19 protein-coding genes are annotated in these 24,448 nt (G+C 61.2%); 9 read left to right on the top strand and 10 right to left on the bottom strand.

Translation table 11 applies throughout. The features are described from left to right. Nucleotides 1-105 precede the first annotated feature (105 nt). From A462_RS08165 to A462_RS08180, 4 genes are all read right to left on the bottom strand, one after another. Nucleotides 106-342, bottom strand: coding sequence for a DUF1653 domain-containing protein (locus A462_RS08165; RefSeq protein WP_008437597.1), 237 nt, complete (start codon nucleotides 340-342; stop codon nucleotides 106-108). Between the two features lie 96 nt (nucleotides 343-438). Next, nucleotides 439-1,614: an acetyl-CoA C-acyltransferase FadA gene (gene fadA / locus A462_RS08170; RefSeq protein WP_003218978.1), complete on the bottom strand. Its 1,176-nt coding sequence runs from the start codon at nucleotides 1,612-1,614 to the stop codon at nucleotides 439-441. Between the two features lie 29 nt (nucleotides 1,615-1,643). After that, nucleotides 1,644-3,791 (bottom strand): fatty acid oxidation complex subunit alpha FadB, encoded by a 2,148-nt coding sequence (fadB, locus tag A462_RS08175; protein ID WP_003218979.1) that lies wholly within the window; start codon nucleotides 3,789-3,791, stop codon nucleotides 1,644-1,646. 452 nt (nucleotides 3,792-4,243) lie between these two features. Beyond that, complete coding sequence (locus A462_RS08180; RefSeq protein ID WP_003218981.1) at nucleotides 4,244-4,681, bottom strand: hypothetical protein; 438 nt, start codon at nucleotides 4,679-4,681, stop codon at nucleotides 4,244-4,246. Between the two features lie 104 nt (nucleotides 4,682-4,785). On the opposite strand from A462_RS08180, the gene A462_RS08185 reads away from it, so the two are divergent. Continuing rightward, nucleotides 4,786-5,223, top strand: coding sequence for a universal stress protein (locus tag A462_RS08185; RefSeq protein ID WP_003218985.1), 438 nt, complete (start codon nucleotides 4,786-4,788; stop codon nucleotides 5,221-5,223). Nucleotides 5,224-5,421: 198 nt separating this feature from the next. Here the strand turns inward: A462_RS08185 and A462_RS08190 are convergent, their stop codons facing one another. Continuing rightward, nucleotides 5,422-7,341 (bottom strand): ATP-binding cassette domain-containing protein, encoded by a 1,920-nt coding sequence (locus tag A462_RS08190; protein ID WP_003218986.1) that lies wholly within the window; start codon nucleotides 7,339-7,341, stop codon nucleotides 5,422-5,424. Nucleotides 7,342-7,553: 212 nt separating this feature from the next. Between A462_RS08190 and A462_RS08195 the strand changes: the two genes are divergently transcribed. Further along, nucleotides 7,554-9,482 (top strand): transglycosylase SLT domain-containing protein, encoded by a 1,929-nt coding sequence (locus A462_RS08195; RefSeq protein ID WP_008437594.1) that lies wholly within the window; start codon nucleotides 7,554-7,556, stop codon nucleotides 9,480-9,482. 63 nt (nucleotides 9,483-9,545) lie between these two features. Here the strand turns inward: A462_RS08195 and A462_RS08200 are convergent, their stop codons facing one another. Further along, entirely contained in the window at nucleotides 9,546-11,354 is a 1,809-nt protein-coding gene (locus A462_RS08200) for an ABC transporter transmembrane domain-containing protein (RefSeq protein ID WP_177325581.1), read from the bottom strand. A gap of 216 nt (nucleotides 11,355-11,570) precedes the next feature. Between A462_RS08200 and A462_RS34655 the strand changes: the two genes are divergently transcribed. Next, nucleotides 11,571-11,744 (top strand): PA1571 family protein, encoded by a 174-nt coding sequence (locus A462_RS34655; protein WP_003218992.1) that lies wholly within the window; start codon nucleotides 11,571-11,573, stop codon nucleotides 11,742-11,744. Between the two features lie 51 nt (nucleotides 11,745-11,795). Here the strand turns inward: A462_RS34655 and pdxB are convergent, their stop codons facing one another. Beyond that, nucleotides 11,796-12,938: a 4-phosphoerythronate dehydrogenase PdxB gene (gene pdxB / locus A462_RS08210; RefSeq protein WP_008437589.1), complete on the bottom strand. Its 1,143-nt coding sequence runs from the start codon at nucleotides 12,936-12,938 to the stop codon at nucleotides 11,796-11,798. 309 nt (nucleotides 12,939-13,247) lie between these two features. On the opposite strand from pdxB, the gene A462_RS08215 reads away from it, so the two are divergent. Beyond that, entirely contained in the window at nucleotides 13,248-14,636 is a 1,389-nt protein-coding gene (locus A462_RS08215; protein ID WP_032899660.1) for an MATE family efflux transporter, read from the top strand. Here the strand turns inward: A462_RS08215 and tusA are convergent. Beyond that, the gene (tusA, locus tag A462_RS08220) at nucleotides 14,633-14,884 is read right to left on the bottom strand and encodes a sulfurtransferase TusA (protein ID WP_003218998.1); all 252 of its coding nucleotides are present in this window, start codon (nucleotides 14,882-14,884) and stop codon (nucleotides 14,633-14,635) included. The two genes, A462_RS08215 and tusA, sit on opposite strands and share 4 nt — an antisense overlap. Before the next feature lie 108 nt (nucleotides 14,885-14,992). Beyond that, complete coding sequence (rlmM, locus tag A462_RS08225; RefSeq protein WP_003219000.1) at nucleotides 14,993-16,066, bottom strand: 23S rRNA (cytidine(2498)-2'-O)-methyltransferase RlmM; 1,074 nt, start codon at nucleotides 16,064-16,066, stop codon at nucleotides 14,993-14,995. 191 nt (nucleotides 16,067-16,257) lie between these two features. On the opposite strand from rlmM, the gene acnA reads away from it, so the two are divergent. The 3 genes from acnA to A462_RS08240 all read left to right on the top strand — a co-directional run bounded on the left by acnA (nucleotide 16,258) and on the right by A462_RS08240 (nucleotide 21,553). Further along, nucleotides 16,258-18,999: an aconitate hydratase AcnA gene (gene acnA, locus A462_RS08230; protein ID WP_008437584.1), complete on the top strand. Its 2,742-nt coding sequence runs from the start codon at nucleotides 16,258-16,260 to the stop codon at nucleotides 18,997-18,999. Between the two features lie 111 nt (nucleotides 19,000-19,110). Next, the gene (locus A462_RS08235) at nucleotides 19,111-19,902 is read left to right on the top strand and encodes a CPBP family intramembrane glutamic endopeptidase (protein WP_003219003.1); all 792 of its coding nucleotides are present in this window, start codon (nucleotides 19,111-19,113) and stop codon (nucleotides 19,900-19,902) included. Nucleotides 19,903-19,987: 85 nt separating this feature from the next. After that, nucleotides 19,988-21,553 (top strand): methyl-accepting chemotaxis protein, encoded by a 1,566-nt coding sequence (locus A462_RS08240; protein WP_008437582.1) that lies wholly within the window; start codon nucleotides 19,988-19,990, stop codon nucleotides 21,551-21,553. A gap of 81 nt (nucleotides 21,554-21,634) precedes the next feature. Here A462_RS08240 and A462_RS08245 read toward each other — a convergent pair whose 3' ends face one another. Next, nucleotides 21,635-22,324, bottom strand: a complete 690-nt coding sequence (locus tag A462_RS08245) for an alpha/beta family hydrolase (protein ID WP_008437580.1) — start codon at nucleotides 22,322-22,324, stop codon at nucleotides 21,635-21,637. Between the two features lie 79 nt (nucleotides 22,325-22,403). On the opposite strand from A462_RS08245, the gene ccoN reads away from it, so the two are divergent. Together ccoN and ccoO are read left to right on the top strand one after the other, a co-directional pair. Continuing rightward, nucleotides 22,404-23,828, top strand: coding sequence for a cytochrome-c oxidase, cbb3-type subunit I (gene ccoN, locus A462_RS08250; protein ID WP_003219009.1), 1,425 nt, complete (start codon nucleotides 22,404-22,406; stop codon nucleotides 23,826-23,828). A 10-nt stretch (nucleotides 23,829-23,838) separates the two neighbouring features. Continuing rightward, nucleotides 23,839-24,447: a cytochrome-c oxidase, cbb3-type subunit II gene (gene ccoO, locus A462_RS08255; protein WP_003219010.1), complete on the top strand. Its 609-nt coding sequence runs from the start codon at nucleotides 23,839-23,841 to the stop codon at nucleotides 24,445-24,447. Nucleotide 24,448 lies beyond the last annotated feature (1 nt).

Here is a 24,448-nt window from a genome sequence, read left to right as displayed (position 1 = left end):
AATTCCTGAATTCGAGAAGTGAAAGGCGGTTGGCGCCTGACGCGGCAACGCTATATATAGTGGCAACAAGGTGAGGTCAAGCGCAGCATTCTGCGCGGCCTGCCTTTATTGCACGGAAAAAAGGCTGGGTTCGGCCTGCATCAAAGCAAAGCGCGGGACCTGTTCGCCGTCAACTTCGACGGTCTCCAGGAACATGCTCAAGGGACGCACCCAAAAGCCGTAATCGCCATACAGTGCTTGGTAGAACACCACTTCCTCTTCGGTCTCGGAATGCCGCGCCACATTAAAAACGCGGTACTGCGGACCTTTATAATGCTGGTAGAGCCCTGGTTCGACTTTCATGCTCTGGCCCTCTTACAAAATTTGTTAAAAAAAATATAAAAAATTCCAAAAAACAAAAACCGGGGCACTGGGCCCCGGCTTCCGTCAACGAAACGTTTAGATACGTTCGAAGACGGTGGAGATGCCTTGGCCGAGGCCAATGCACATGGTTGCAACCCCAAGGTTGCCACCATTTTGCTTCATCACGTTAAGCAACGTGCCGGAGATACGAGCGCCGGAACACCCAAACGGGTGACCCAAGGCAATCGCGCCGCCGTGCAGGTTAACCTTCTCGTTCATCTTGTCGAGCACTTTCAAATCTTTCAGCACTGGCAGGGCCTGTGCGGCGAAAGCTTCGTTGAGCTCGAAGAAGTCGATGTCGGAGATAGTCAGGCCTGCGCGCTTCAATGCTTTTTGTGTGGCCGGTACTGGACCATAGCCCATGATTGCCGGGTCCACACCTGCGACTGCCATCGAACGAATCACGGCCATCGGCTGGATACCCAGGTCCTGGGCACGCTGGGCCGACATCACGATCATGCACGAAGCACCGTCAGTGATCTGCGACGAAGTACCGGCTGTCACGGTGCCGCCCTTTGGATTGAAGGCCGGCTTCAGGGCCGCCAGGCTTTCCAGGGTGGTGTCCGGACGAATGGTTTCGTCGTAGTCGAACAGTTTCAGGAAACCGTTCTCGTCGTAGCCGTTCATCGGGATGATTTCATCCTTGAACTTGCCTTCCACGGTTGCCTTGTGGGCCAACTGGTGGGAACGCAGGCCGAATGCATCCTGGGCTTCGCGGGTAATGCCGTGCATTTTGCCGAGCATTTCAGCGGTGAGGCCCATCATGCCCGAGGCTTTCGCCGCGTACAGGGACATGTGCGGGTTCGGATCCACACCGTGCATCATGCTGACGTGGCCCATGTGCTCCACGCCGCCAACCACGAACACATCACCGTTACCGGTCATGATCGCTTGGGCAGCGGTGTGCAGCGCGCTCATGGACGAGCCACACAGGCGGCTGACGGTCTGGCCGGCAGCGGTGTGCGGGATCTGCGTCATCAGGGAAGCCATGCGGGCGATGTTCCAGCCCTGCTCCAGGGTCTGGTTGACGCAGCCCCAGATCACGTCTTCGACTTCGTTCGGGTCGACCTTGACGTTGCGTTCCAGCAATTTGCTGATCAGATGCGCCGACATGTCTTCGGCACGGGTGTTGCGGTGCATGCCGCCCTTGGAGCGGCCCATCGGAGTACGACCGAAGTCGACAATCACGACGTCTCTTGGATTCAAGCTCATAAATATTCTCGCTCTAGTCGTCTGGGCACTTAACCGAAGAAGCTCTGGCCGTTCTTGGCCATCTCGCGCAGCTTCGCAGTCGGGTGGTACAGCGGGCCCAGATCAGCGTATTGATCAGCCAGGGCAACGAACTCGGCCACACCGATGGAATCGATGTAACGCAGCGCACCACCACGGAATGGAGGGAAACCAATACCGTAGACCAGGCCCATGTCGGCCTCGGCTGCGGTTTCAACGATGCCGTCTTCCAGGCAGCGCACGGTTTCCAGGCACAGGGCGATCATCATCCAGTTGACGATGTCCTCGTCGGACACTTCACGCTGTTCGTAGATGACCGGCGCGAGTACTTCGTGAACCGATGGGTCGGCCACTTTCTTCTGCTTGCCCTTCTTGTCGGTCTCGTAGGCGTAGAAACCCTTGCCATTCTTCTGGCCCAGGCGCTTGGCTTCGTAGAGCGCGTCGATCGCCGAGCGGCGGTCGTCTTTCATGCGATCCGGGAAGCCTTCAGCCATTACGTCGCGACCGTGGTGGCCGGTGTCGATGCCGACCACGTCCATCAGGTACGCCGGGCCCATTGGCCAGCCGAATTTTTCCATGACCTTGTCGATGCGCACGAAGTCCACACCGGCGCTGACCAGCTTGGCGAAACCGCCGAAGTACGGGAACAGTACGCGGTTGACCAGGAAGCCCGGGCAGTCATTGACGACGATCGGGTTCTTGCCCATTTTCTTGGCGTAGGCAACGGTGGTGGCAACGGCCAGCTCGCTGGACTTCTCGCCACGGATCACTTCCACCAGCGGCATCATGTGCACCGGGTTGAAGAAGTGCATGCCGACGAAGTTTTCCGGACGCTTGAGGGCCTTGGCCAGCAAGGTGATGGAAATGGTCGAGGTGTTGGACGCCAGGATCGTGTCTTCTTTCACCTGGGCTTCAACTTCAGCCAGTACCGCCTGCTTGACCTTCGGGTTCTCGACAACCGCTTCGACCACCAGGTCGACGTGGCCGAAATCACCGTAGGACAGGGTCGGACGAATGCCGTTAAGCACTTCAGCCATTTTCGCTGCAGTCATGCGGCCTTTATCAACGCGGCCTACCAGCAGCTTCGCGGCTTCTGCCAGACCCTGCTCGATGCCGTGCTCGTTGATGTCTTTCATCAGGATCGGCGTGCCTTTGGACGCCGACTGATAGGCGATACCGCCGCCCATGATACCGGCGCCGAGTACGGCAGCCTGTTTCACGTCGCGAGCGATTTCGTCGTAGGCCTTGGCCTTTTTCTTCAGTTCCTGATCGTTCAGGAACAGACCGATCAAGCTCTGCGCGGCAGAGGTCTTGGCCAGTTTGACGAAACCGGCAGCTTCGACTTCCAGGGCTTTGTCGCGACCGAAGTTCGCGGCCTTCTGGATGGTCTTGATCGCTTCAACCGGCGCCGGGTAGTTCGGGCCGGCCTGGCCAGCCACGAAACCCTTGGCGGTTTCGAACGACATCATCTGTTCGATGGCGTTGAGCTTGAGTTTTTCCAGCTTTGGCTGACGCTTGGCCTTGTAGTCAAATTCGCCGCTGATGGCGCCCTTGATCAGGTTCAGCGCGGCTTCTGCAAGCTTGTCGGGAGCCACCACAGCATCCACGGCGCCGACTTTCAGCGCGTCTTCAGCACGGTTTTCCTTGCCGGCGGCAATCCACTCGATGGCATTGTCGGCACCGATGATGCGCGGCAGGCGCACGGTACCGCCGAAGCCTGGGTAGATGCCCAGCTTGACTTCCGGCAGGCCGATTTTCGCGGTGGCAGACATCACGCGGAAGTCGGCGGCCAGGCACATTTCCAGACCGCCGCCCAGGGCGATGCCATTGATCGCGGCAACGGTCGGCACGTTGAGGTCTTCGAAATCGCTGAAAATCTTGTTGGCTTCGAGGTTGCCAGCCACAAGCTCGGCATCGGGCAGCTTGAAGTTGTCGACGAATTCGGTGATGTCAGCGCCGACGATGAACACGTCCTTGCCGCTGGAGACGATCACGCCCTTGACCGAAGCATCTGCTTTGATGGTGTCTACGGCCTGACGCAATTCATTCAGGGTTAGACGGTTGAACTTGTTGACGGACTCACCCTTGAGGTCGAATTTCAATTCGACGATGCCACTTTCAAGAGCCTTAACCGTGATGGCTTTACCTTCGTAAATCATCAACTGATCTCCACGATATGGAAGCTGAACAGTACACGTCGGACGCAGGATTCAGCGTAGGCACTGACGTTACCGTCGATGCTAACGCCAATTTGCCAGGCACACCCGCCAACGCGATAGTCGGGATTCTGTACGAACGGTCTGAAAGACAAACGCTCAATTCATACGCCCGTTTGATTTGGGTACGTCACCTTCAGCCAAATCCGACGAATTGTCAATCGCTCGAAAGGGCCGCAAAAACGCGACTTTTCAGTCATTTCAGAACCCGGGGCAGCCGGCATCGCCCCGCCAATGTTTAATCATTCGCGAAATCAATAATGTGAATTTTGATTTAAAGGGCTGTACAGAACCGAATATGCGGCTAGGCTAGCGGCACGTAAAACGAATTACCGGCCTGCCTGGCCAACTCCAGCCCGATGATGCTTTCGGGCTTTTTAATGCCCGCAGGAATCTCAGGCCAGCGCCTTGAGCACTGCGTCAATGTCCTGCAACACGCTCAACTCGCCCTTCTCGCCCCAGTACAGGGTGATCATTTGCTTGTCGGCTTCGACTTTGTAGACGTTTGCCGGCAGCGTCGCAAAATGTGGCAACAACTTTTCATCGACGCAGGTTTCCTGCCACTGATTGACCCAAACCCCTGGCTCCAACTGCCAGTAACTCCAGGTCACCCGCGTGGTGCCACGCCGTGGCCGGTGATACTGGGCACACGGGCTTGGCGGCTCGTGCTTGAGCCAGTGCGGCCATTCCTGGGGCGTCAGTTGCATGGCCAGGCCAATGCGCCGCGCCTCCATGCGCAAAGCCATGCGCCCGCTCGAATGGCGCGAAGGACGCAGCCACGCCAGGGGGCTTAAAACCAGCGCAAGGATTGACACCACTATCCAGACCGTCATATGTGTACTCCCGAATTTCTTGATGAGCGGATTTGACCTGACGCAACCCCATCCGCTTGAAACCAGCCATACTGAACTTATCGCTTTCCCTTGGAGGACTCCTCATGCCCTACGAACATATTCTGGTCGCCGTGGACCTGACCGAAGAATGCGACCCCGTGATCAAGCGGGCCGTAGGCCTTGCAGGCGACTCGGTGAAGCTGTCCCTGGTGCATATCGTCGAACCGATGGCCATGGCCTTTGGCGGCGATGTGCCGATGGACCTTTCCCAACTGCAACAGCAGCAGTTCGACCAGGCCAAGGAACGCCTTGACCGGCTGATCAACAAATACCCTGCCCTGAAAAAAGACCAGAGCCACCTGACCTACGGCCAGCCGCGCCAGGAAATCCACCACCTGGCCAAGGAGCAAGGTTGCGACCTGATCGTGGTCGGCAGCCACGGCCGTCACGGCCTGGCCTTGCTGCTGGGCTCAACCGCCAATGACGTGCTGCACGGCGCACCTTGCGATGTGCTGGCCGTGAAACTGGTCAAGAGCTCGTAAGACCAACGGCAATCCAATGTGGGAGCGGGCTTGTGTGGGAGCGGGCTTGCTCGCGAAAGCGGTGGATCAGTCGATAAATATATGGACTGACACACCGCATTCGCGAGCAAGCCCGCTCCCACATCTGAACCGCGTTTCATACAAAAAACCCGGCGCTCATACAAATGAGCGCCGGGTTTTTTATTGCGCTTGAATCACTCAGGCATCCAACTCGGCCCAGCGTTCAACCAGGGCTTCAAGCTCGCTGTTAAGCTGCTCGAGGGATGCAATGACCTTGGCGGTTTCTGCAGCCGGACGCAGGTAGAAACCCGCGTCAGCCATTTCAGCTTCAACGGCAGCAATCTGCTGTTCCTTGGCGTCGATATCACCCGGCAGTGCTTCCAGCTCACGTTGCAGCTTGTAGCTGAGCTTCTTCTTCGCAGCAGGTGCTTCCTGGGCTGGTGCCGGAGCAGCAGCCACTGGAGCAACCACGGCCGAGGTCAAGTCAGCCTTGCCGGACTTGCTCTCGGTCACGCCCAGCAGGCGCGGCGAGCCGCCCTGGCGCAGCCAGTCCTGATAACCACCGACGTATTCACGCACCTTGCCTTCACCTTCGAAGACCAGGGTGCTGGTGACCACGTTGTCAAGGAATGCCCGGTCGTGACTGACCATCAGCACGGTGCCATTGAAGGTCAGCAAGACCTCTTCCAGCAGTTCCAGGGTTTCCACGTCGAGGTCGTTGGTCGGTTCGTCGAGTACCAGCAGGTTGGCTGGCTTGCTGAACAACTTGGCCAGCAGCAGGCGCGCACGCTCACCACCGGACAAGGCCTTGACCGGCGTACGTGCACGCTGCGGGCTGAACAGGAAGTCGCCCAGGTAGCTCAGCACGTGGCGGCTCTGGCCGTCGATGTCGATAAAGTCGCGACCTTCGGCGACGTTGTCGATCACGGTTTTTTCCAGGTCCAACTGGTGGCGCAGCTGGTCGAAGTAGGCCACGTCGATGCGCGTGCCCTCTTCCACGGTACCGCTGGTGGGTTGCAGGCCGTTGAGCATCAGCTTGAGCAAGGTGGTCTTGCCGGTACCGTTGGCGCCGAGCAGGCCGATACGGTCGCCGCGCTGCAGGACCATGGAGAAGTCCTTGATCAGGAACGGGCCGTCCGGGTGATGGAAGCTGACGTTTTCCAGGACCATCACTTGCTTGCCCGACTTGTCGGCGGTGTCCAGCTGGATATTGGCCTTGCCGGTGCGTTCACGGCGCTCGCTGCGCTCGACACGCAGGGCTTTCAGGGCACGTACGCGGCCTTCGTTACGGGTGCGGCGGGCCTTGATGCCCTGGCGGATCCAGACTTCTTCTTGGGCCAGCTTCTTATCGAACAGGGCATTGGCGGTTTCTTCCGCAGACAGCGCGGCTTCCTTGTGCACCAGGAAACTGGCGTAGTCGCCGTTCCAGTCGATCAGGCCGCCACGGTCCAGTTCGAGGATGCGGGTTGCCAGGTTCTGCAGGAAGGAACGGTCGTGCGTGATGAACAGCACGGCGCCCTGGAAATCCTTGAGGGCTTCTTCAAGCCAGGCGATTGCGCCGATGTCCAGGTGGTTGGTCGGTTCGTCGAGCAGCAACAGATCCGGTTCGGAAACCAGGGCCTGGGCCAGCAGGACGCGGCGACGCCAGCCGCCGGACAATTCGGCGAGGGTCTTGTCGGCGGGCAGTTGCAGGCGGCTCAGGGTGCTGTCGACCAATTGCTGCAAGCGCCAGCCGTCGCGGGCTTCGAGGTCTTGCTGGACGTGCATCAGCTTGTCCAGGTCGGCTTCGGTGACGCAGTTCTGCGCCAGGTGATGGTATTCGGCGAGCAGTGCGCCCACGCCGTCGAGGCCTTCGGCAACCACGTCGAACACTGTCCGTCCGTCGGCCACCGGCAATTCTTGCGGCAATTCGCCAATCTTGAGGCCCGGGGCGCGCCAGACAGAGCCGTCATCGGGCTTCTGGTCGCCTTTTACCAGCTTCATCATGCTGGACTTGCCGGTGCCGTTGCGGCCGATGATGCACACCCGCTCACCACGGGCGATCTGCCAGGACACCTTGTCCAACAACGGCATAGCGCCGAAAGCAAGGGACACATCGCTGAATTTGAGCAGGGTCATACGCTTCTCCAAAAACTGGGCGCGCATTCTACCTGACTTAGGGCTCGAGGCGGCCGGCATTTTCGCCGCTGACACGTTCTGTTGGACATTTCAGATGAACTTGAACGAAGCGACCGGCAAAGCTTTCACCGGTTGCGGGCAAAAGGCTAAGCTAGGGGCAATCAGTGTCGGCGACGTCGGCACTAGTCCAGATTCCTCTGCACGGACGTCTCATGCGCAGTCGCCTTTTCAGCTTTTTATCTTGTCTGCTTCTTTCTGCCACCGCCGTTCAATCCGCCCAGGCCGTGGACCTCACCACCCAACGTCAATATTACGATGAAGCCAAACGAGCCCTCGCCAAAGGCGACAGCGGCCCGTATTTCCAATACAGCCAGGCCCTGGCCGACTACCCGTTGACGCCGTACCTCGCCTACGACGAGCTCACGGCGCGACTGAAAACCGCCAGCAACGAGGAGATCGAACAATTCCTCGCCAAGAACGGCGACCTGCCCCAGGCCAACTGGATGAAACTGCGCTGGTTGCGCTGGCTGGCCGACCGTGGCGACTGGCAAACCTTTGAAAAGTACTACGACGCCAAACTCAATTTCGTCGAACTGGACTGCCTCCATGGCCAATTCCAGCTGACCCACAACCAAAAAGCCGAAGGTTATAAAACCACCGAGAAGCTGTGGCTGACCGGTAAATCCCAGCCTGCGGCCTGTGATGCCACCTTTGGCCAGTGGGCCGCCGACGGCCAACTGACCGAACAGAAGATATGGGACCGCGCCAAGCTGGCCGCCGAAGCCCGCAACTATCCGTTGGCCAACAGCCTGGTGAAGACCCTGCCGACCCTCGGCGCCCAGGGCCGCCTGATGGTGGACGTGGCGCAGAAGCCCGACATGCTCGGCGACCCATCGCGCTTCCTGCCGGCCAACGAAGCCATGTCCGATGCCGTAGGCCTGGGCCTGCGCCGCCTGGCACGCCAGGACCCGGACAAGGCCATGGCCCTGCTCGACGGTTATGCCAGCAGCATGCACTTCTCTCGTGACGAAAAAGTGTCGATCGCCCGGGAAATCGGCCTGACCCTGGCGCGTCGCTACGACCCGCGCGCCCTCGACGTGATGACCAAATACGATCCGGAACTGCGGGACAACACCGTTTCCGAATGGCGCCTGCGCCTGCTGTTGCGCCTGGCCCGCTGGGAAGACGCCTACCAGTTGACCCGCAAGCTGCCCCAGGACCTGGCCACCACCAACCGCTGGCGCTACTGGCAGGCCCGCAGCCTGGAACTGGCAGAGCCGAAGAACCCGCAAGCCCTGGTGATGTACAAGGGCCTGGCCAAGGAACGAGACTTTTACGGTTTCCTGGCGGCGGATCGCTCCCAGTCCCCGTACCAACTGAACAACAAGCCACTGGTGATGAGCCAGGCGCTGATGAACAAGGTACGCAACACACCGGGCGTGCGCCGCGCCCTGGAGTTCTACGCCCGTGGCCAGATCGTTGATGGCCGCCGCGAGTGGTACCACGTCAGCCGGCATTTCAACCGCGACGAAATGGTCGCCCAGGCCAAGTTGGCCTACGACATGAAGTGGTACTTCCCGGCGATCCGCACCATCAGCCAGGCGCAGTACTGGGACGACCTGGACATCCGCTTCCCGATGGCCCACCGCGACACCCTGGTGCGCGAAGCCAAGGTCCGCGGCGTGCATTCCAGCTGGGTATTTGCGATCACCCGCCAGGAAAGCGCCTTCATGGACGACGCGCGTTCCGGCGTCGGTGCCACCGGCCTGATGCAACTGATGCCCGGCACCGCCAAGGAGACTGCGCGCAAGTTCAGCATCCCGCTGGCTTCGCAACAGCAGGTGCTCGACCCGGACAAGAACATCCAGCTCGGCGCCGCCTACCTGAGCCAGGTCCACGCCCAGTTCAACGGCAACCGCGTGCTCGCCACCGCCGCCTACAACGCCGGCCCGGGCCGTGTACGCCAATGGCTGCGCGGCGCCGATCACCTGAGTTTCGATGTGTGGGTGGAAAGCATCCCGTTCGACGAAACCCGCCAGTATGTGCAGAACGTGCTGTCTTATTCGGTGATCTACGGGCAGAAGCTCAATGCACCGCAGCCGCTGGTGGATTGGCATGAGCGGTATTTTGATGATCAGTAAGTAACGCTGTCCCATAAAAAATGCCCGCATTGAGAGATGCGGGCATTTTTTGTGGGCGGTGAATCAGTGGGTGGTCGACTCACCATCACTGAACTGCAACGCCGCCAGCCGTGCATACAGCGGATTGCTGGCGATCAGTTGCTGATGCGTCCCCACCGCCACCAGCTTGCCCTGGTCCATCACGGCAATCCGGTCGGCATTCTTCACGGTGGCCAGCCGGTGGGCTATGACCAGGGTGGTGCGCCCTTCCATCAACTGCGGCAGCGCCTGCTGGATCAGGTGTTCGCTCTGGGCGTCCAGCGCGCTGGTGGCTTCGTCCAGCAGCAGGATCGGTGCATCCACCAACAAGGCCCGGGCGATGGCCAGGCGTTGGCGCTGGCCGCCCGAAAGGCCCATGCCGCCGTCGCCCAGGTGGGTCTGGTAGCCGTCGGGCATTTGCAAAATGAAGTCGTGGGCGTGGGCGATGCGCGCCGCCTCCTCGACCTGGGCAAAGGTGGCCGTCGGATTGCCGTAGCGGATGTTCTCCTCAACGCTGCCGAAAAACAGCGCCGGGCTCTGGGACACCAGGGCGAAACAGCGGCGCAGGTCCAGCGGATCCAGCTCGGTCAGCGGGTGGCCTTCAAGCAGGATGCGGCCTTGCTGGGGATCGTAGAAACGCATCAACAGATCGAACATCGTCGATTTACCCGCGCCGGACGGACCGACCAGGGCCAGGGTTTCGCCGGCATTGATGCTCAGGCTCAAGCCGTCGATGGCAAAACGATCCGGACGCGACGGATAGGAGAAGCGCAAATCCTGGATTTCCAGGCGGCCGCTGACCCGCTCCGGCAGCTTGATCACGTTGGCTTCGGGCGCCTTGATCTCATTGCTCGACTGCAGCAATTCGCCAATCCGCTCCGCCGCACCGGCGGCGCGCTGCAACTCGCCCAACACTTCACTCAAGGTACCGACGGCACTGCCGACGATCAGGCTGTAGAACACGAACGCCGCCAGCTCACCACCGGAAATGCGCCCGCCGATCACGTCCATGCCGCCGACCCAGAGCATCACGCCCACGGCGCCCAGCACCAGCATGATCACCAGGGTAATCAGCCAGGCGCGCTGCACGATGCGTTTGCGGGCGGTGGTGAAGGCCTCTTCCACCGTCAGCGCGAAGCGCTGTTCGTCCTGGACCTGGTGGTTGTAGGCCTGCACGGTCTTGATCTGGCCGAGGGTTTCGGACACATAGCTGCCGACATCGGCGATGCGATCCTGGCTCTGGCGCGACAGGCTGCGCACCCGGCGGCCGAAGATCAGGATCGGCGCCAGCACCAGTGGCAGCGCTATCACGACGATGCTGGTGAGCTTGGGGTTGGTGACAAACAGCAGCACGATCCCGCCGATCACCATCAAGGCGTTGCGCAGGAACAGCGACAGCGAGGAGCCGATCACCGATTGCAGCAAGGTCGTGTCGGTGGTCAGCCGGGACTGGATTTCCGAGCTGCGGTTGTTTTCGTAGAAGCCCGGATGCAGGTAGATCAAGTGGTTGAACACCTGCCGCCGGATGTCCGCCACCACCCGCTCGCCGATCCACGACACCAGGTAAAACCGCGCAAAGGTGCCCACCGCCAGGCCCAGCACCAGGATCATGAACAGACCGATGGATTGGTTGAGCAGGTGCGGCGACTGGGTCATGAACCCCTGGTCCACCAGCAGGCGAATACCCTGGCCCATGGACAAGGTAATGCCGGCGGTGACGATCAGCGCCAACAAGGCGCCCAGGGCCTGCCAGCGGTAGGGAGCGACGAAGCGACTGGCCAGGCGAATCGCGCGGCGTTGACGGGCTGAGAGCATGGAGGGTTTCACCTGAAGGTTGGAGACGGGAACCTGCATAGCTACATGGGGGGAACTTGAGCGAATCACAATGAGTCAGGTTAATTATGCTCACCGAACCTAGGCCCTAGAGGCTATCGGTCTAAGGACCGGCTGGAAATTTGTATCGGTTTCTGCTGGACTGGGCATTCGATCTGCGGGCCGCGCAAGGAGTTGTAACAACGCGGTCACGCGGGGGTTTTAAAGTAGGTACACAACCTGATGAGGAGACGGGCCATGTCCTTGCAAAACAGCAGCAACGCCAAAATTCAAGTGATCCGCCAACCGCAGCAATTGCCTTGCTCGTATATCGACGCTCAGGGCCGCGAAGTGCAAATCACCGAAGAAATGATCCAGAGCGCGTGCGCCGAACTGGAACAGAAATTGGTCAAGCCTGCCAAGCGAGGCTGATTCGCCCACGCTCTCTTAAACCCGGCCTTGATGGCCGGGTTTTTTATGCCTTCAGATTGCCTGTGCGCCCAATGCTGCCACGATGCTCGACAAGGCGGCAGACTCGCCGTTGATCCGCACTTTCAAGCCGTCAATCTCACGCCGCTCGGGGTAGTGCTTGCGCAATAGGTCGAAGGCCTTGCGCTGCTCATCCACTGTGCCTACCAGGCTGCGGCGGAAATCCGCGTCATCACGGCGCGGGTCGTACACGCTGCGGCACAGGGTCGCCAAGGCCCAGGCCGGATCGGTATTGGCATTGAGGCTGACTTCGGCCAGCCACGGCTCCGGCAGCAAGTCGCTCAATTGAATCGTCGGGTCCTGACCAAGATGCCGGCAAAACGCCTGATAGATCTGCGCCGTGCCGCGCTGCTTGCCGTCCAGGCTGTAGCCGGCGATATGCGGGGTGGCCAGCACACACAGGTCGGCCAGGTCGACGTCCACCTGCGGCTCGCCTTCCCACACATCCAGCACGGCCTGCAGGTCTTCGCGCTCCAGCAGCACCTCCTTGAGGGCGGCGTTGTCCACCACCGGGCCGCGGCTGGCGTTGATCAGCCAGGCACCGGGCTTGAGCTGGTTGAGGCGCTCGCGGTCGAACAAGTGCCAGGTGGAGCCGTTGCCGGATTTGTTCAGCGGCGTGTGCAGGCTGATCACATCGCACTGCTCGACGATCTGCTCCAGGCTGACGTAATCACCGTCCTCGGCGATCTGCCGGGGCGGGTCGCACACCAGCACGTTCCAGCCCAACGCCTTGAGCACCTTGACCAGACGCCCGCCGACTTCACCAGCACCCACCACACCGTAGGTGCGCTGGGCCAGGTCGGCGCCTTCGATCTCGGCCAGGGTCAGCAGGCTGCCCAGCACATAGTCGACCACGCCACGGGCATTGCAGCCGGGGGCGCTGGACCACTGGATGCCGGCGCGCTGGAAGTAATCGAGGTCGAGGTGATCAGTGCCGATGGTGCAGGTGCCGACAAACCGCACCGGCGTGCCTTCGAGCAAGGCCCGGTTGACGTTGGTCACTGAACGCACCAGCAGCACATCGGCCTGCTCGATCGTCGCGCGGTCAATGGACCGGCCCGGAACCCGGCGAATCTCGCCGAATCCTTCGAAGAATGCATCGAGCAGCGGGATATTTTCGTCGGCAACAATCAGCATGGCAGGCTCCTTTCGCGGATCAGCAGTGTACAGCGGTTTTCCTTGTGGCGAGGGAGCTTGCTCCCGCTGGAGTGCGCAGCGCTCCCAAATGCAGCACCGTGTTTTTTCAGGTACACATCGGTTGCCCGTTCTGGGGCTGCTGCGCAGCCCCGCGGGAGCAAGCTCCCTCACCACAGCAAGCGCCCTCGCCACAAAACGCTGCATCTGCGCGGGGATGTGTTTACAAATCCACAACACAGGTTTTTTCCTGACCAACACGTCAAGGCGTAGAATGCGCCGTCCTGCGCTCCCCCTATCGGACATCTGTACGTGAACACTGCCACAACCACCACCGCTCTTTCTCGCCCCGCCCGCGTCAGCCTTGAAGTGCGCAACCTGCTGGCCCTGGCGCTGCCGATCATGATCGGGCAACTGGCGACCACCGCCATGGGGTTCGTCGATGCCGTGATGGCCGGGCGTGTCAGCTCCCGAGACCTGGCGGCGGTCGCCCTGGGCAACTCCATCTGGATCCCGGTGTACCTGCTGATGACCGGCACCCTGTTAGCCACCACGCCGAAAGTCGCCCAGCGCTTTGGCGCCGGCACCCACGGTGAAATCGGCCCGCTGGTGCGCCAGTCGATGTGGCTGGCACTGGTGGTGGGAATTACCGCGCTGCTGTTGCTGATCAGCGCCGAACCGATCCTGCACCTGATGAAGGTTGATCCCGAGTTGATCAAGCCCTGCATGGGCTACCTGCACGGCATCGCTTCGGGCATGCCGGCCATTGCGTTGTATTACGTGCTGCGCTGCTTCAGCGACGGGCTGGGCCGAACGCGGCCGAGCATGGTCATGGGCCTGTGCGGGCTGGCGCTGAATATTCCGCTGAACTATGTGTTTATCTACGGCCACTTCGGCGTGCCGGCCATGGGCGGCATCGGTTGCGGCTGGGCCACGGCGATCGTGATGTGGGTGATGATGCTTGGCCTGGCCGCCTGGACCCGCTGGGCACCGGTGTATCAGAGCAGCGAGCTGTTCAAGCGCTTTGACTGGCCGCAATGGTCGGTGATCAAGCGTGTGTTGAGCATTGGCTTGCCCATCGGGATCGCGGTGTTCGCCGAGTCGAGCATTTTTGCGGTGATCGCGCTGCTGATCGGCAGCCTCGGCGCCACGGTGGTGGCCGGGCACCAGATCGCGCTGAACTTCAGTTCGCTGGTGTTCATGATCCCCTATTCCCTGAGCATGGCGGTCACCGTGCGCGTGGGCCAGGCCCTGGGCCGAGGAGAACCCCGTGAGGCGCGCTTTGCCGCAGGTGTCGGAATGGGCACCGCGCTGGTGTATGCCTGCCTGTCTTGCAGCCTGATGCTGCTGTTTCGCGAACAGATCGCCACCATCTACACCCAGGATCCGCTGGTGATCCAAGTGGCGGCGATGCTGATTGTGTTTGCGGCGCTGTTTCAGTTCTCGGACGCGATCCAGGTCACGGCCGCCGGCGCACTACGTGGTTACCAGGATACTCGGGTGACCATGGTGCTGACGCTGTTTGCGTATTGGGGCGTGGGCTTGCCGGTGGGCTACGCGCTGGGGCTGACCGAGTGGCTGGGCGACGCCCGCGGCCCGAGCGGCTTGTGGCAGGGGCTGATCGTGGGCCTGAGCTGTGCCGCGGCGATGTTGGTGATCCGCCTGGTGCGCAGCGCACGCAAGCGGATTCGCCGGGCTTAAGCCGATTTCTTGCGGATCCAGTATAGGTAGGTACCGGCCTGCTCCTGCTGGTCCACCAGTTCATGGTCGAGAAACACGCAGAACTTGGGGATGTCGCGACGGGTCGACGGATCGGTCGCGATCACCTTGAGCAAGCCACCGGGCGCTAGGTCGCGGATGTGCTGGTGCAGCATCATCACCGGTTCCGGACAGTTGAGGCCGGTGGCGTCGAGGACGGCATCGACGGGTAAATCAGGGGTCAGGCTCATGGTTTACTCCTAAACAGGCCGGCATTTTAACGGTAACGCGGGGCGCCAGGTAGCCAGCGGCGCCCTCGGTTTTTTCGCGAGCAAGCTCGCTCCTACATTGAGCAGCGTTTACCGGGCCTTTGGCTTCTTCACATCCAACCGGCGCAAATGGCAGGTCACTTCTTCACGGTCGTGGTACAGCTGCTTGCAGCCGATCTCCACCCGGATGCCACGTTCCTTGAAGCCTTCCGCGATGCGTTCAAGCAGGCGCTTCACTTCGGCATAACGCTGCTTCATCGGCAACTTCAGGTTGACCACTGCTTCGCGGCAATGTCCCTCGCCGATCCAGGTTTCCAACAGGGCCGCATTGCGCGCCGGTTTCTCGACGATGTCGCAGACCATCCAGTCCACCGGCTGCTTGGGGGTGTAGATAAAGCCGTCGGCCATCAAGTGCTGCACCAGCCCGGTGTCCATCAGGCTTTCGGCCATCGGGCCGTTGTCGATGGCGGTCACCAGCATGCCACGGTTGACCAGTTGCCAGGTCCAGCCGCCAGGCGCTGCGCCGAGGTCGACGCCGGTCATGTCGCTGTGCAGGCGCTCGTCCCACTGATCACGGGGGATAAAGTGGTGCCAGGCCTCTTCCAGCTTCAAGGTCGAGCGGCTTGGCGCGTCCCGCGGGAATTTGAGGCGCGGGATGCCCATCGGCCACATGGCCGAGTTGTTTGACTCGGCCAGGCCCATGAACACTTCGCGGCCGCTCTTGAAGGTCAACAGCAGGCGCGGCTTGCTGGCGTCTTCCACCAGTTTGCCGGCGGCCATCAGCGCCTTGCGCAAGTGAACTTCGAATTTCTTGCAGAAGTTCGACAGCTCCTTGCCGTCATTGGTGTCGACCATTTCCAGCCACAGGCTGCCGCACACCGGGAAATCCCGCAGGTGCGCGAGGATCACGCTGATACGGTCGGTTTCCGGCAAGTCGATGAACACCCCGCGCGCCCACTGCCTCGGGAAGATCAGCTCGGCAAAGCGTTGGCCGCGCATCAGGCGCTGGGCGCCGTCTTCTTCGGTGCAGACAAATTCGGCGCAGGCGCTGCCGGTCTTGGCCTTGGCATAGCCCGAAACGTTCAGGCGTGCGGCGTGTTCCGCGATCTCGGAACAGACTTCGCCTTCAAAACCCGGGCGGCAGTGCATAAAAAGGGTGTTCATCAACTCTCCTGGATCACGGGCTTGCTATAGCGCAATGCCTGTCATGAAAACGCGCGCATGATAGCCGAGTTCGGAACCTTGGACTTATTGATAGAGTCCAGTAATTAGCCAGCTACTTAAAACAGGGCTAATTTGTAAGCTCTGTTCGTCCCGTCAGGTCCGTAGCCGTGCGGACCATAAGGAGTCATGTAATGTCATCCCTTGATAGTCTGAGAACCCTTAAAACCTTACAGATCGACGACAAGACCTATCACTACTTCAGCCTGCCCGAAGCCGCCAAGAGCCTGGGTGATCTGGACAAGCTGCCGATGTCCCTCAAGGTGCTGCTGGAAAACCTGCTGCGCTGGGAAGACGAAAAGACCGTCACCGGCGCCGACCTCAAGGCCATTGCCGCCTGGCTCAAGGAGCGCCGCTCCGACCGCGAGATCCAATACCGCCCCGCCCGGGTGCTGATGCAAGACTTTACCGGCGTGCCCGCCGTGGTCGACCTGGCCGCCATGCGCGCCGCCGTGGCCAAGGCCGGCGGTGACCCGCAACGCATCAATCCGCTGTCACCGGTGGACCTGGTGATCGACCACTCGGTGATGGTCGACAAGTTCGCCACCACCGGCGCCTTCCAGGAAAACGTCGACATCGAAATGCAGCGCAACGGCGAACGCTACGCCTTCCTGCGCTGGGGCCAGAGCGCCTTCGACAACTTCAGCGTAGTGCCACCGGGCACCGGCATCTGCCACCAGGTCAACCTGGAATACCTCGGCCGCACCGTGTGGACCAAGGATGAAGACGGCCGCACCTATGCCTTCCCCGACACCCTTGTCGGCACCGACTCCCACACCACCATGATCAACGGCCTCGGCGTATTGGGCTGGGGAGTGGGCGGGATCGAAGCGGAAGCCGCGATGCTCGGGCAGCCGGTGTCGATGCTGATCCCGGAAGTGATCGGCTTCAAGCTCACTGGCAAGCTGAAAGAAGGCATCACCGCCACTGACCTGGTGCTGACCGTCACCCAGATGCTGCGTAAAAAGGGCGTGGTCGGCAAATTCGTCGAATTCTATGGCGACGGCCTGGCAGATCTGCCACTGGCCGACCGCGCGACCATCGCCAACATGGCCCCGGAGTACGGCGCCACCTGTGGCTTCTTCCCGGTGGATGAAGTAACCCTGGACTACCTGCGCCTGTCGGGCCGTCCTGCAGAAACCGTCAAACTGGTGGAGGCCTACACCAAGGCCCAGGGCCTGTGGCGCAATGCAGGTCAGGAGCCGATCTTTACCGACAGCCTGGCGCTGGACATGGCCAGCGTCGAAGCCAGCCTGGCCGGGCCGAAACGTCCGCAAGACCGTGTCTCGCTGCCTAACGTCGGCCAGGCCTTCAGCGATTTCCTCGACCTGCAATTCAAGCCCACCAACAAGGAAGAAGGCCGCCTGGAAAGCGAAGGCGGCGGCGGTGTTGCGGTGGGCAACGCCGACCTGATCGGTGAAGCCGACTACGACTTCGAAGGCCAGACCTATCGCCTGAAAAACGGCGCGGTGGTGATCGCGGCCATTACCTCCTGCACCAACACCTCCAACCCGAGCGTGATGATGGCGGCAGGACTGGTGGCGAAAAAGGCCGTGGAGAAAGGACTGAAGAGCAAGCCCTGGGTGAAAACCTCCCTGGCGCCGGGCTCCAAAGTCGTGACTGATTACTACAAAGCGGCAGGCTTGACCCAATACCTCGACAAGCTGGGCTTCGACCTGGTGGGTTATGGCTGCACCACCTGTATCGGCAACTCCGGGCCGCTGCCCGAGCCGATCGAAAAAGCTATCCAGAAAGCCGACCTGGCCGTGGCCTCGGTGCTCTCGGGCAACCGTAACTTCGAAGGCCGGGTGCACCCCCTGGTGAAAACCAACTGGCTGGCCTCCCCGCCCCTCGTGGTGGCCTATGCCCTGGCCGGCACCGTGCGCATGGACATCAGCAGCGAACCACTGGGCACCGGCTCTGACGGAAAACCGGTGTACCTGCGGGACATCTGGCCCAGCAGCAAGGAAATCGCCGACGCCGTTGCGCAAGTCAGCACCCAGATGTTCCACAAGGAATACGCCGAGGTGTTTGCCGGTGATGAACAGTGGCAGGCCATTGAAGTGCCGCAGGCTGCGACCTACGTGTGGCAGAAGGACTCCACCTACATCCAGCACCCACCGTTCTTCGACGACATCGGCGGCCCGCTGCCGGTGATCGAAGACGTCAAGGGCGCCAACGTGCTGGCATTGCTGGGGGACTCGGTGACCACCGACCACATCTCCCCCGCCGGCAACATCAAGACCGACAGCCCGGCCGGCAAATACCTGCGCGAGCAAGGCGTCGAACCGCGGGACTTCAACTCCTACGGCTCGCGTCGCGGCAACCATGAAGTGATGATGCGCGGCACCTTCGCCAACATCCGCATCCGCAACGAAATGCTCGGCGGCGAGGAAGGCGGCAACACGATCTACATCCCTACCGGCGAGAAAATGCCGATCTACGACGCCGCCATGAAATACCAGGCCTCGGGCACCCCGCTGGTGGTGATCGCCGGCCAGGAATACGGCACCGGCTCAAGCCGTGACTGGGCGGCCAAGGGCACCAACCTGCTGGGGGTCAAGGCGGTGATCGCCGAGAGTTTCGAGCGGATTCACCGTTCCAACCTGGTGGGCATGGGCGTGCTGCCCCTGCAGTTCAAGCTGGACCAGAACCGCAAGGCACTCAAGCTGACCGGCAAGGAGAAGATCGACATCCTCGGGCTGACCAACGCCGAGATCGAGCCACGCATGAACCTGACGCTGGTGATCACCCGTGAGGATGGCAGCAGCGAGAAGGTCGAAGTGCTGTGCCGCATCGACACCCTCAATGAGGTCGAGTACTTCAAGGCCGGCGGGATCCTGCACTACGTGTTGCGGCAGTTGATTGCCTCGTAACTGACACGCGCTACCCAAAACACCGCCTTCCCTGGCGGTGTTTTCATTTTTACCGTCGGTGACGCTCGGTATACTGCCGCCCTCAGATTTTGACTGTCACAAGGATTCCCCATGCTTGCATTGCCATGGCTGTACCTGGCGCTTCTTTCCATCGGCTATGTACTTGCCTTGAGCTACGGGCAATTGGGGTTAATGGCGGCGCTTTCCGTCGCCATGCTGCTGTTGGCCGGGTTTGCCGTGCGGCAACAGCGAAACCCGTGGGTACGCTATCTGGGCCACGGGCTGTTTATCGTACTGGCGCTGGGGCTGGCGATGCATTGGCTGCCGGGGTTCTACAACGGTCGCGGGATCGCGCCGCAACGCTTTACGGACGACGCCGTGCCTTTCTCGATGTACCTGAACCAGGACAAGCCGCTGATTGGCTTCTGGCTGCTGCTGGCCTGCCCGTGGATTGTTGCGCGCCGGTCCCTGCGCCTGTCGATCTATGCCACCGCCCTGGCGTTGACACTGACGGCGATTGCCGCCCTGGGCGGCGCTGCGTTGCTGGGCGTCATCAGTTGGGCCCCGAAGTGGCCGGAGCAGGCCTGGCTGTGGGTGTTGAATAACCTGCTGCTGGTGACCCTGGTGGAGGAAGCGCTGTTCCGCGGTTATATCCAGGGCGGCCTGAGCCGACGGTTCAAGCAATTGCCCTATGGTGAAAACCTCGCGCTGTTGCTGGCCGCGCTGTTGTTCGGCCTGGTCCACCTGGGCGCAGGCTGGCAGTGGACCCTGCTGGCGACCATCGCAGGCCTGGGCTACGGCCTGGCGTATCGCTTTGGCGGATTGGGCGCGGCGATCGTTACGCACTTCGGGCTGAACCTGCTGCATTTCGGGTTGTTTACCTATCCGATGCTGGCGGGCTGAGGCTGCGCCGATTGTTGCAAAAAATAAGTTAAATAAAACCCCGCGACGGTCGACAACCTGTCAAAGCCTTGCGGATTGAACAATCATGCGTAATAACCAACCCGTTACCCAGCGCGAACGTACCTTCCCCGCTCAGCAACGGTTGATCTCCACCACGGATGCCAAAGGCGTGATCACCTACTGCAACGACGCCTTCGTCGAGATCAGTGGGTTTTCCCATGACGAACTGCTGCGTGCCCCGCACAACCTGGTTCGTCATCCGGATGTGCCGGCGGCAGTGTTCGCACACATGTGGTCCACGCTCAAACAAGGCTTGCCATGGATGGGCATCGTCAAGAACCGCTGCAAGAGCGGTGATCACTATTGGGTCAACGCCTATGTGACACCGGTCTTCGACGGCAACCAGGTGATCGGCTACGAGTCGGTGCGGGTCAAGCCCACCGCCGAGCAGATCCGCCGTGCCGAAGCGCTTTACCAGCGCATCAACCAGGGCAAGCCGGCCATCCCGCGCCGCGACAAGTGGCTGCCGGTGTTGCAGGACTGGCTGCCGTTTATCCTGGTCAGCCAGTTGAGCTTCCTGATTGGCGTCTGGCTCAATTCCCACTGGGGCTTTGCCCTGGCAGCGGCGCTGTCGGTACCGCTGGGCCTGTTGGGCCTGAGCTGGCAACAACGCGGGCTCAAGCGCTTGCTGCGCCTGGCCGAACAGACCACCTCAGACCCGCTGATCGCGCAGATGTACACCGACAGCCGCGGCGCCCAGGCGCGCCTGGAAATGTCGATCCTCAGCCAGGAGGCGCGTCTTAAGACCTGCCTGACACGCCTGCAGGACACTGCCGAGCACCTCAACGACCAGGCCGCGCAATCCAACACCCTGGCGCATAACAGCTCCAGCGGTCTTGAACGCCAGCGCGTGGAAACCGAACAGGTGGCCACCGCGGTCAACCAGATGGCCGCGACGACTCAGGAAGTCGCCAGCCATGTGCAACGCACCGCCGATGCCACCCAGGAAGCCAATCGCCTGACCGGGCGTGGCCGTGATATCGCCGGCGAAACCCGCGAAGCGATTCAGCGCCTGTCGGTGGCCGTGGGCGAGACCGGCGTGACCGTGACCCAACTGGCCAAGGACAGTGACGAAATCGGTGGCGTGGTGGATGTGATCAAAGGCATCGCCGACCAGACCAACCTGCTGGCGCTGAACGCGGCCATCGAAGCGGCTCGTGCCGGGGAGATGGGTCGCGGCTTTGCGGTGGTGGCCGACGAAGTGCGGCAACTGGCCCAGCGCACCAGCGAGTCCACCGGGCAGATTCATGCGCTGATCGCCAAGCTGCAACAGACCGCCAGCGCGGCCGTACAAACCATGGACGCCGGGCATCGCCAGGCGGAAGAAGGTGTGGCACGGGTGATGGAAGCGGATCAGGCGCTGATCGGGATCAGCGAGGCGGTGGCGCACATCACTGATATGACGGCGCAGATTGCGGCGGCGACCGAAGAGCAGAGCTCGGTGGCGGAAGAGATCAGCCGTAACATCAGCACCATTGCGTTGCTGGCGGACCAGACGTCGGAACAGGCGTTGAATTCGGCGCAGTTGAGTGAAGAGCTGACGCATACCGCCAATACTCAGTATTCGCTGGTAGAACGCTTTAACCGGTAAACCGCTTTCGCGAGCAAGCCCGCTCCCACATTTGGAATGCATTTCAAATGTGGGAGCGGGCTTGCTCGCGAAAGGGCCCTATCAGGCGCCGAGAAACCCGGCCACCTTCACCGCCGCAGCCTCCAGATGCTGCTCATGACTGAACCCCGAAGCCTTCAACGGCTTCAAATCATGATCCCCCGCCACCAGCCACATCACCTCGATGCTCGGCGACAACACGTACCCTTCCACCGCCGCCCGATTGCCCAGTGCATCCCGCTCACCCTGCACAATCAACGTCGGCGTCTTCAGCCCGGCCAGGTGCTCGGTCCGTGGCTTCTCCGGCTTGCCCACCGCATAGAACGGATAACCCAGGCACACCAGCGCGTCCGCGCCCAATTCATCCGCCAATAGACTGGCCATCCGCCCGCCCATGGACTTGCCGCCAACGGCCAGTTTCCCAGCGACATGACGTCGCACCTCGGCGTACACCTCGCGCCAGCATTCCAGCAATTTCGGCGCAGGATTGGGCGGACGCTTGCCCCCATCCACACGACGCTGGGCCATGTACGGAAACTCGAAGCGCAATACGTTCACGCCATGCCCCGCAAGGCGTGCAGCCATGTCTTCCATAAAGCCCGAGTCCATTGGCGCGCCCGCGCCGTGGGCCAGGATCAGCGTCGCGGGCGTACGCGCGATAGACCCTGTCGCGGCATTCCACAACCAGCCGCGTTCCTGCACACACTGCGCCCATTGATCCCCGTCAATACTGGCCTTGTGCTCTTTGCCCATGCTTGCCTCGCTTTTTAGTCTGCCTATAACTCCAGCCCAAGTGCCGCATTTGCTTGGGTTGAACCGTGGATGGGGAACCATGAACACTACTTTAAGTACCGCCTATAACTACAAGGTGGTCCGCCAATTCGCCATTATGACGGTGGTGTGGGGCATCGTCGGCATGGGGCTCGGGGTTTTTCTCGCTGCCCAGTTGGTATGGCCCGAACTCAACTTCAATTTGCCCTGGACCAGTTTCGGCCGCTTGCGCCCGCTGCACACCAACGCGGTGATCTTTGCCTTTGGCGGTTGCGCGCTGTTTGCCAGCTCCTTCTACTCGGTGCAACGCACCTGCCAGACCCAATTGTTCGCGCCAAAGATCGCGCAGTTCTGCTTCTGGGGCTGGCAGCTGGTGATTGTGCTGGCCGCGATCACCTTGCCGCTGGGCTACACCAGCTCCAAGGAATACGCCGAGCTGGAATGGCCGATCGACATCCTGATCACCATCGTCTGGGTGGCCTATGCCATCGTGTTCTTCGGCACGGTGATGAAGCGCAACACCAAGCACATCTACGTCGGTAACTGGTTCTTCGGTGCGTTCATCATCACCGTGGCCATCCTGCATATCGTCAACAACCTGGAAATCCCGGTCAGCCTGACCAAGTCCTACTCGCTGTACGGCGGTGCGACGGATGCCATGGTGCAGTGGTGGTACGGGCATAACGCGGTAGGCTTTTTCCTCACCGCCGGCTTCCTCGGGATGATGTACTACTTCGTGCCGAAACAGGCCGAACGTCCGGTGTATTCCTATCGCCTGTCCATCGTGCACTTCTGGGCACTGATCACCCTGTACATCTGGGCCGGCCCGCACCACTTGCACTACACCGCGCTGCCGGACTGGGCACAGTCCCTGGGCATGGTGATGTCGCTGGTACTGCTGGCACCGAGCTGGGGCGGGATGATCAACGGGATGATGACCCTGTCGGGCGCCTGGCATAAGTTGCGCAGCGACCCGATCCTGCGCTTCCTTGTCGTCTCTCTCGCGTTCTACGGCATGTCGACCTTCGAAGGGCCGATGATGGCCATCAAGACGGTCAACGCCCTCTCCCACTACACCGACTGGACCATCGGCCACGTACACGCCGGGGCGCTGGGTTGGGTAGCGATGATCTCCATCGGCGCGCTGTATCACATGATCCCGAAAATCTTCGGTCGCGAGCAGATGTACAGCCTCGGCCTGATCAACGCGCACTTCTGGCTGGCCACCATCGGCACCGTGCTCTACATCGCCTCGATGTGGGTCAACGGCATCGCCCAGGGCCTGATGTGGCGTGCGGTCAACGAAGACGGCACCTTGACCTACTCCTTCGTCGAAACCCTGGTGGCCAGCCACCCAGGCTTCATCGTGCGACTGGTGGGCGGGGCGATCTTCCTCAGCGGCATGTTCCTGATGGCTTACAACACTTGGCGCACTGTGCGTTCGGCACAACCCGCCGAAGTCGCCGCTGCGGCGCAGATGGCCTGAGGAGTCGATGATGAAACACGAAACCATTGAAAAGAACGTCGGCCTGCTGATGCTGCTGATGGTGCTCGCCGTGAGTATCGGCGGCCTGACCCAGATTGTGCCGCTGTTCTTCCAGGATGTGACCAACAAGCCGGTGGAAGGCATGAAGCCCTACACCGCGCTGCAACTGGAAGGTCGCGACATCTATATCCGCGAAGGCTGCGTACAGTGCCATTCGCAGATGATCCGCCCGTTCCGCGCCGAAACCGAGCGTTATGGCCACTACTCGGTGGCCGGTGAAAGCGTGTGGGATCACCCGTTCCTGTGGGGCTCCAAGCGCACCGGGCCGGACCTGGCCCGCGTCGGCGCGCGCTACTCGGACGACTGGCACCGCGCGCACTTGTACAACCCGCGCAACGTGGTACCGGAATCGAAGATGCCGGCGTACCCATGGCTGGTCACCGCCCCGGTCGACAGCAGCCACACCGAGACCAAGCTCAAGGTGATGCGCACCCTCGGCGTGCCGTACACCGACGACGACATCGCCGGTGCCGTGGCCTCCCTCAAGGGCAAGACCGAGATGGACGCGCTGGTTTCGTACCTGCAAGTGCTCGGCACTGCCATCAAGAGCAAGAGGTGAG

It is taken from the genome of Pseudomonas sp. Ag1, assembly GCF_000278565.1.
Classification (GTDB): domain Bacteria; phylum Pseudomonadota; class Gammaproteobacteria; order Pseudomonadales; family Pseudomonadaceae; genus Aquipseudomonas.
This window is presented reverse-complemented; position numbering and strand designations above follow the sequence as displayed.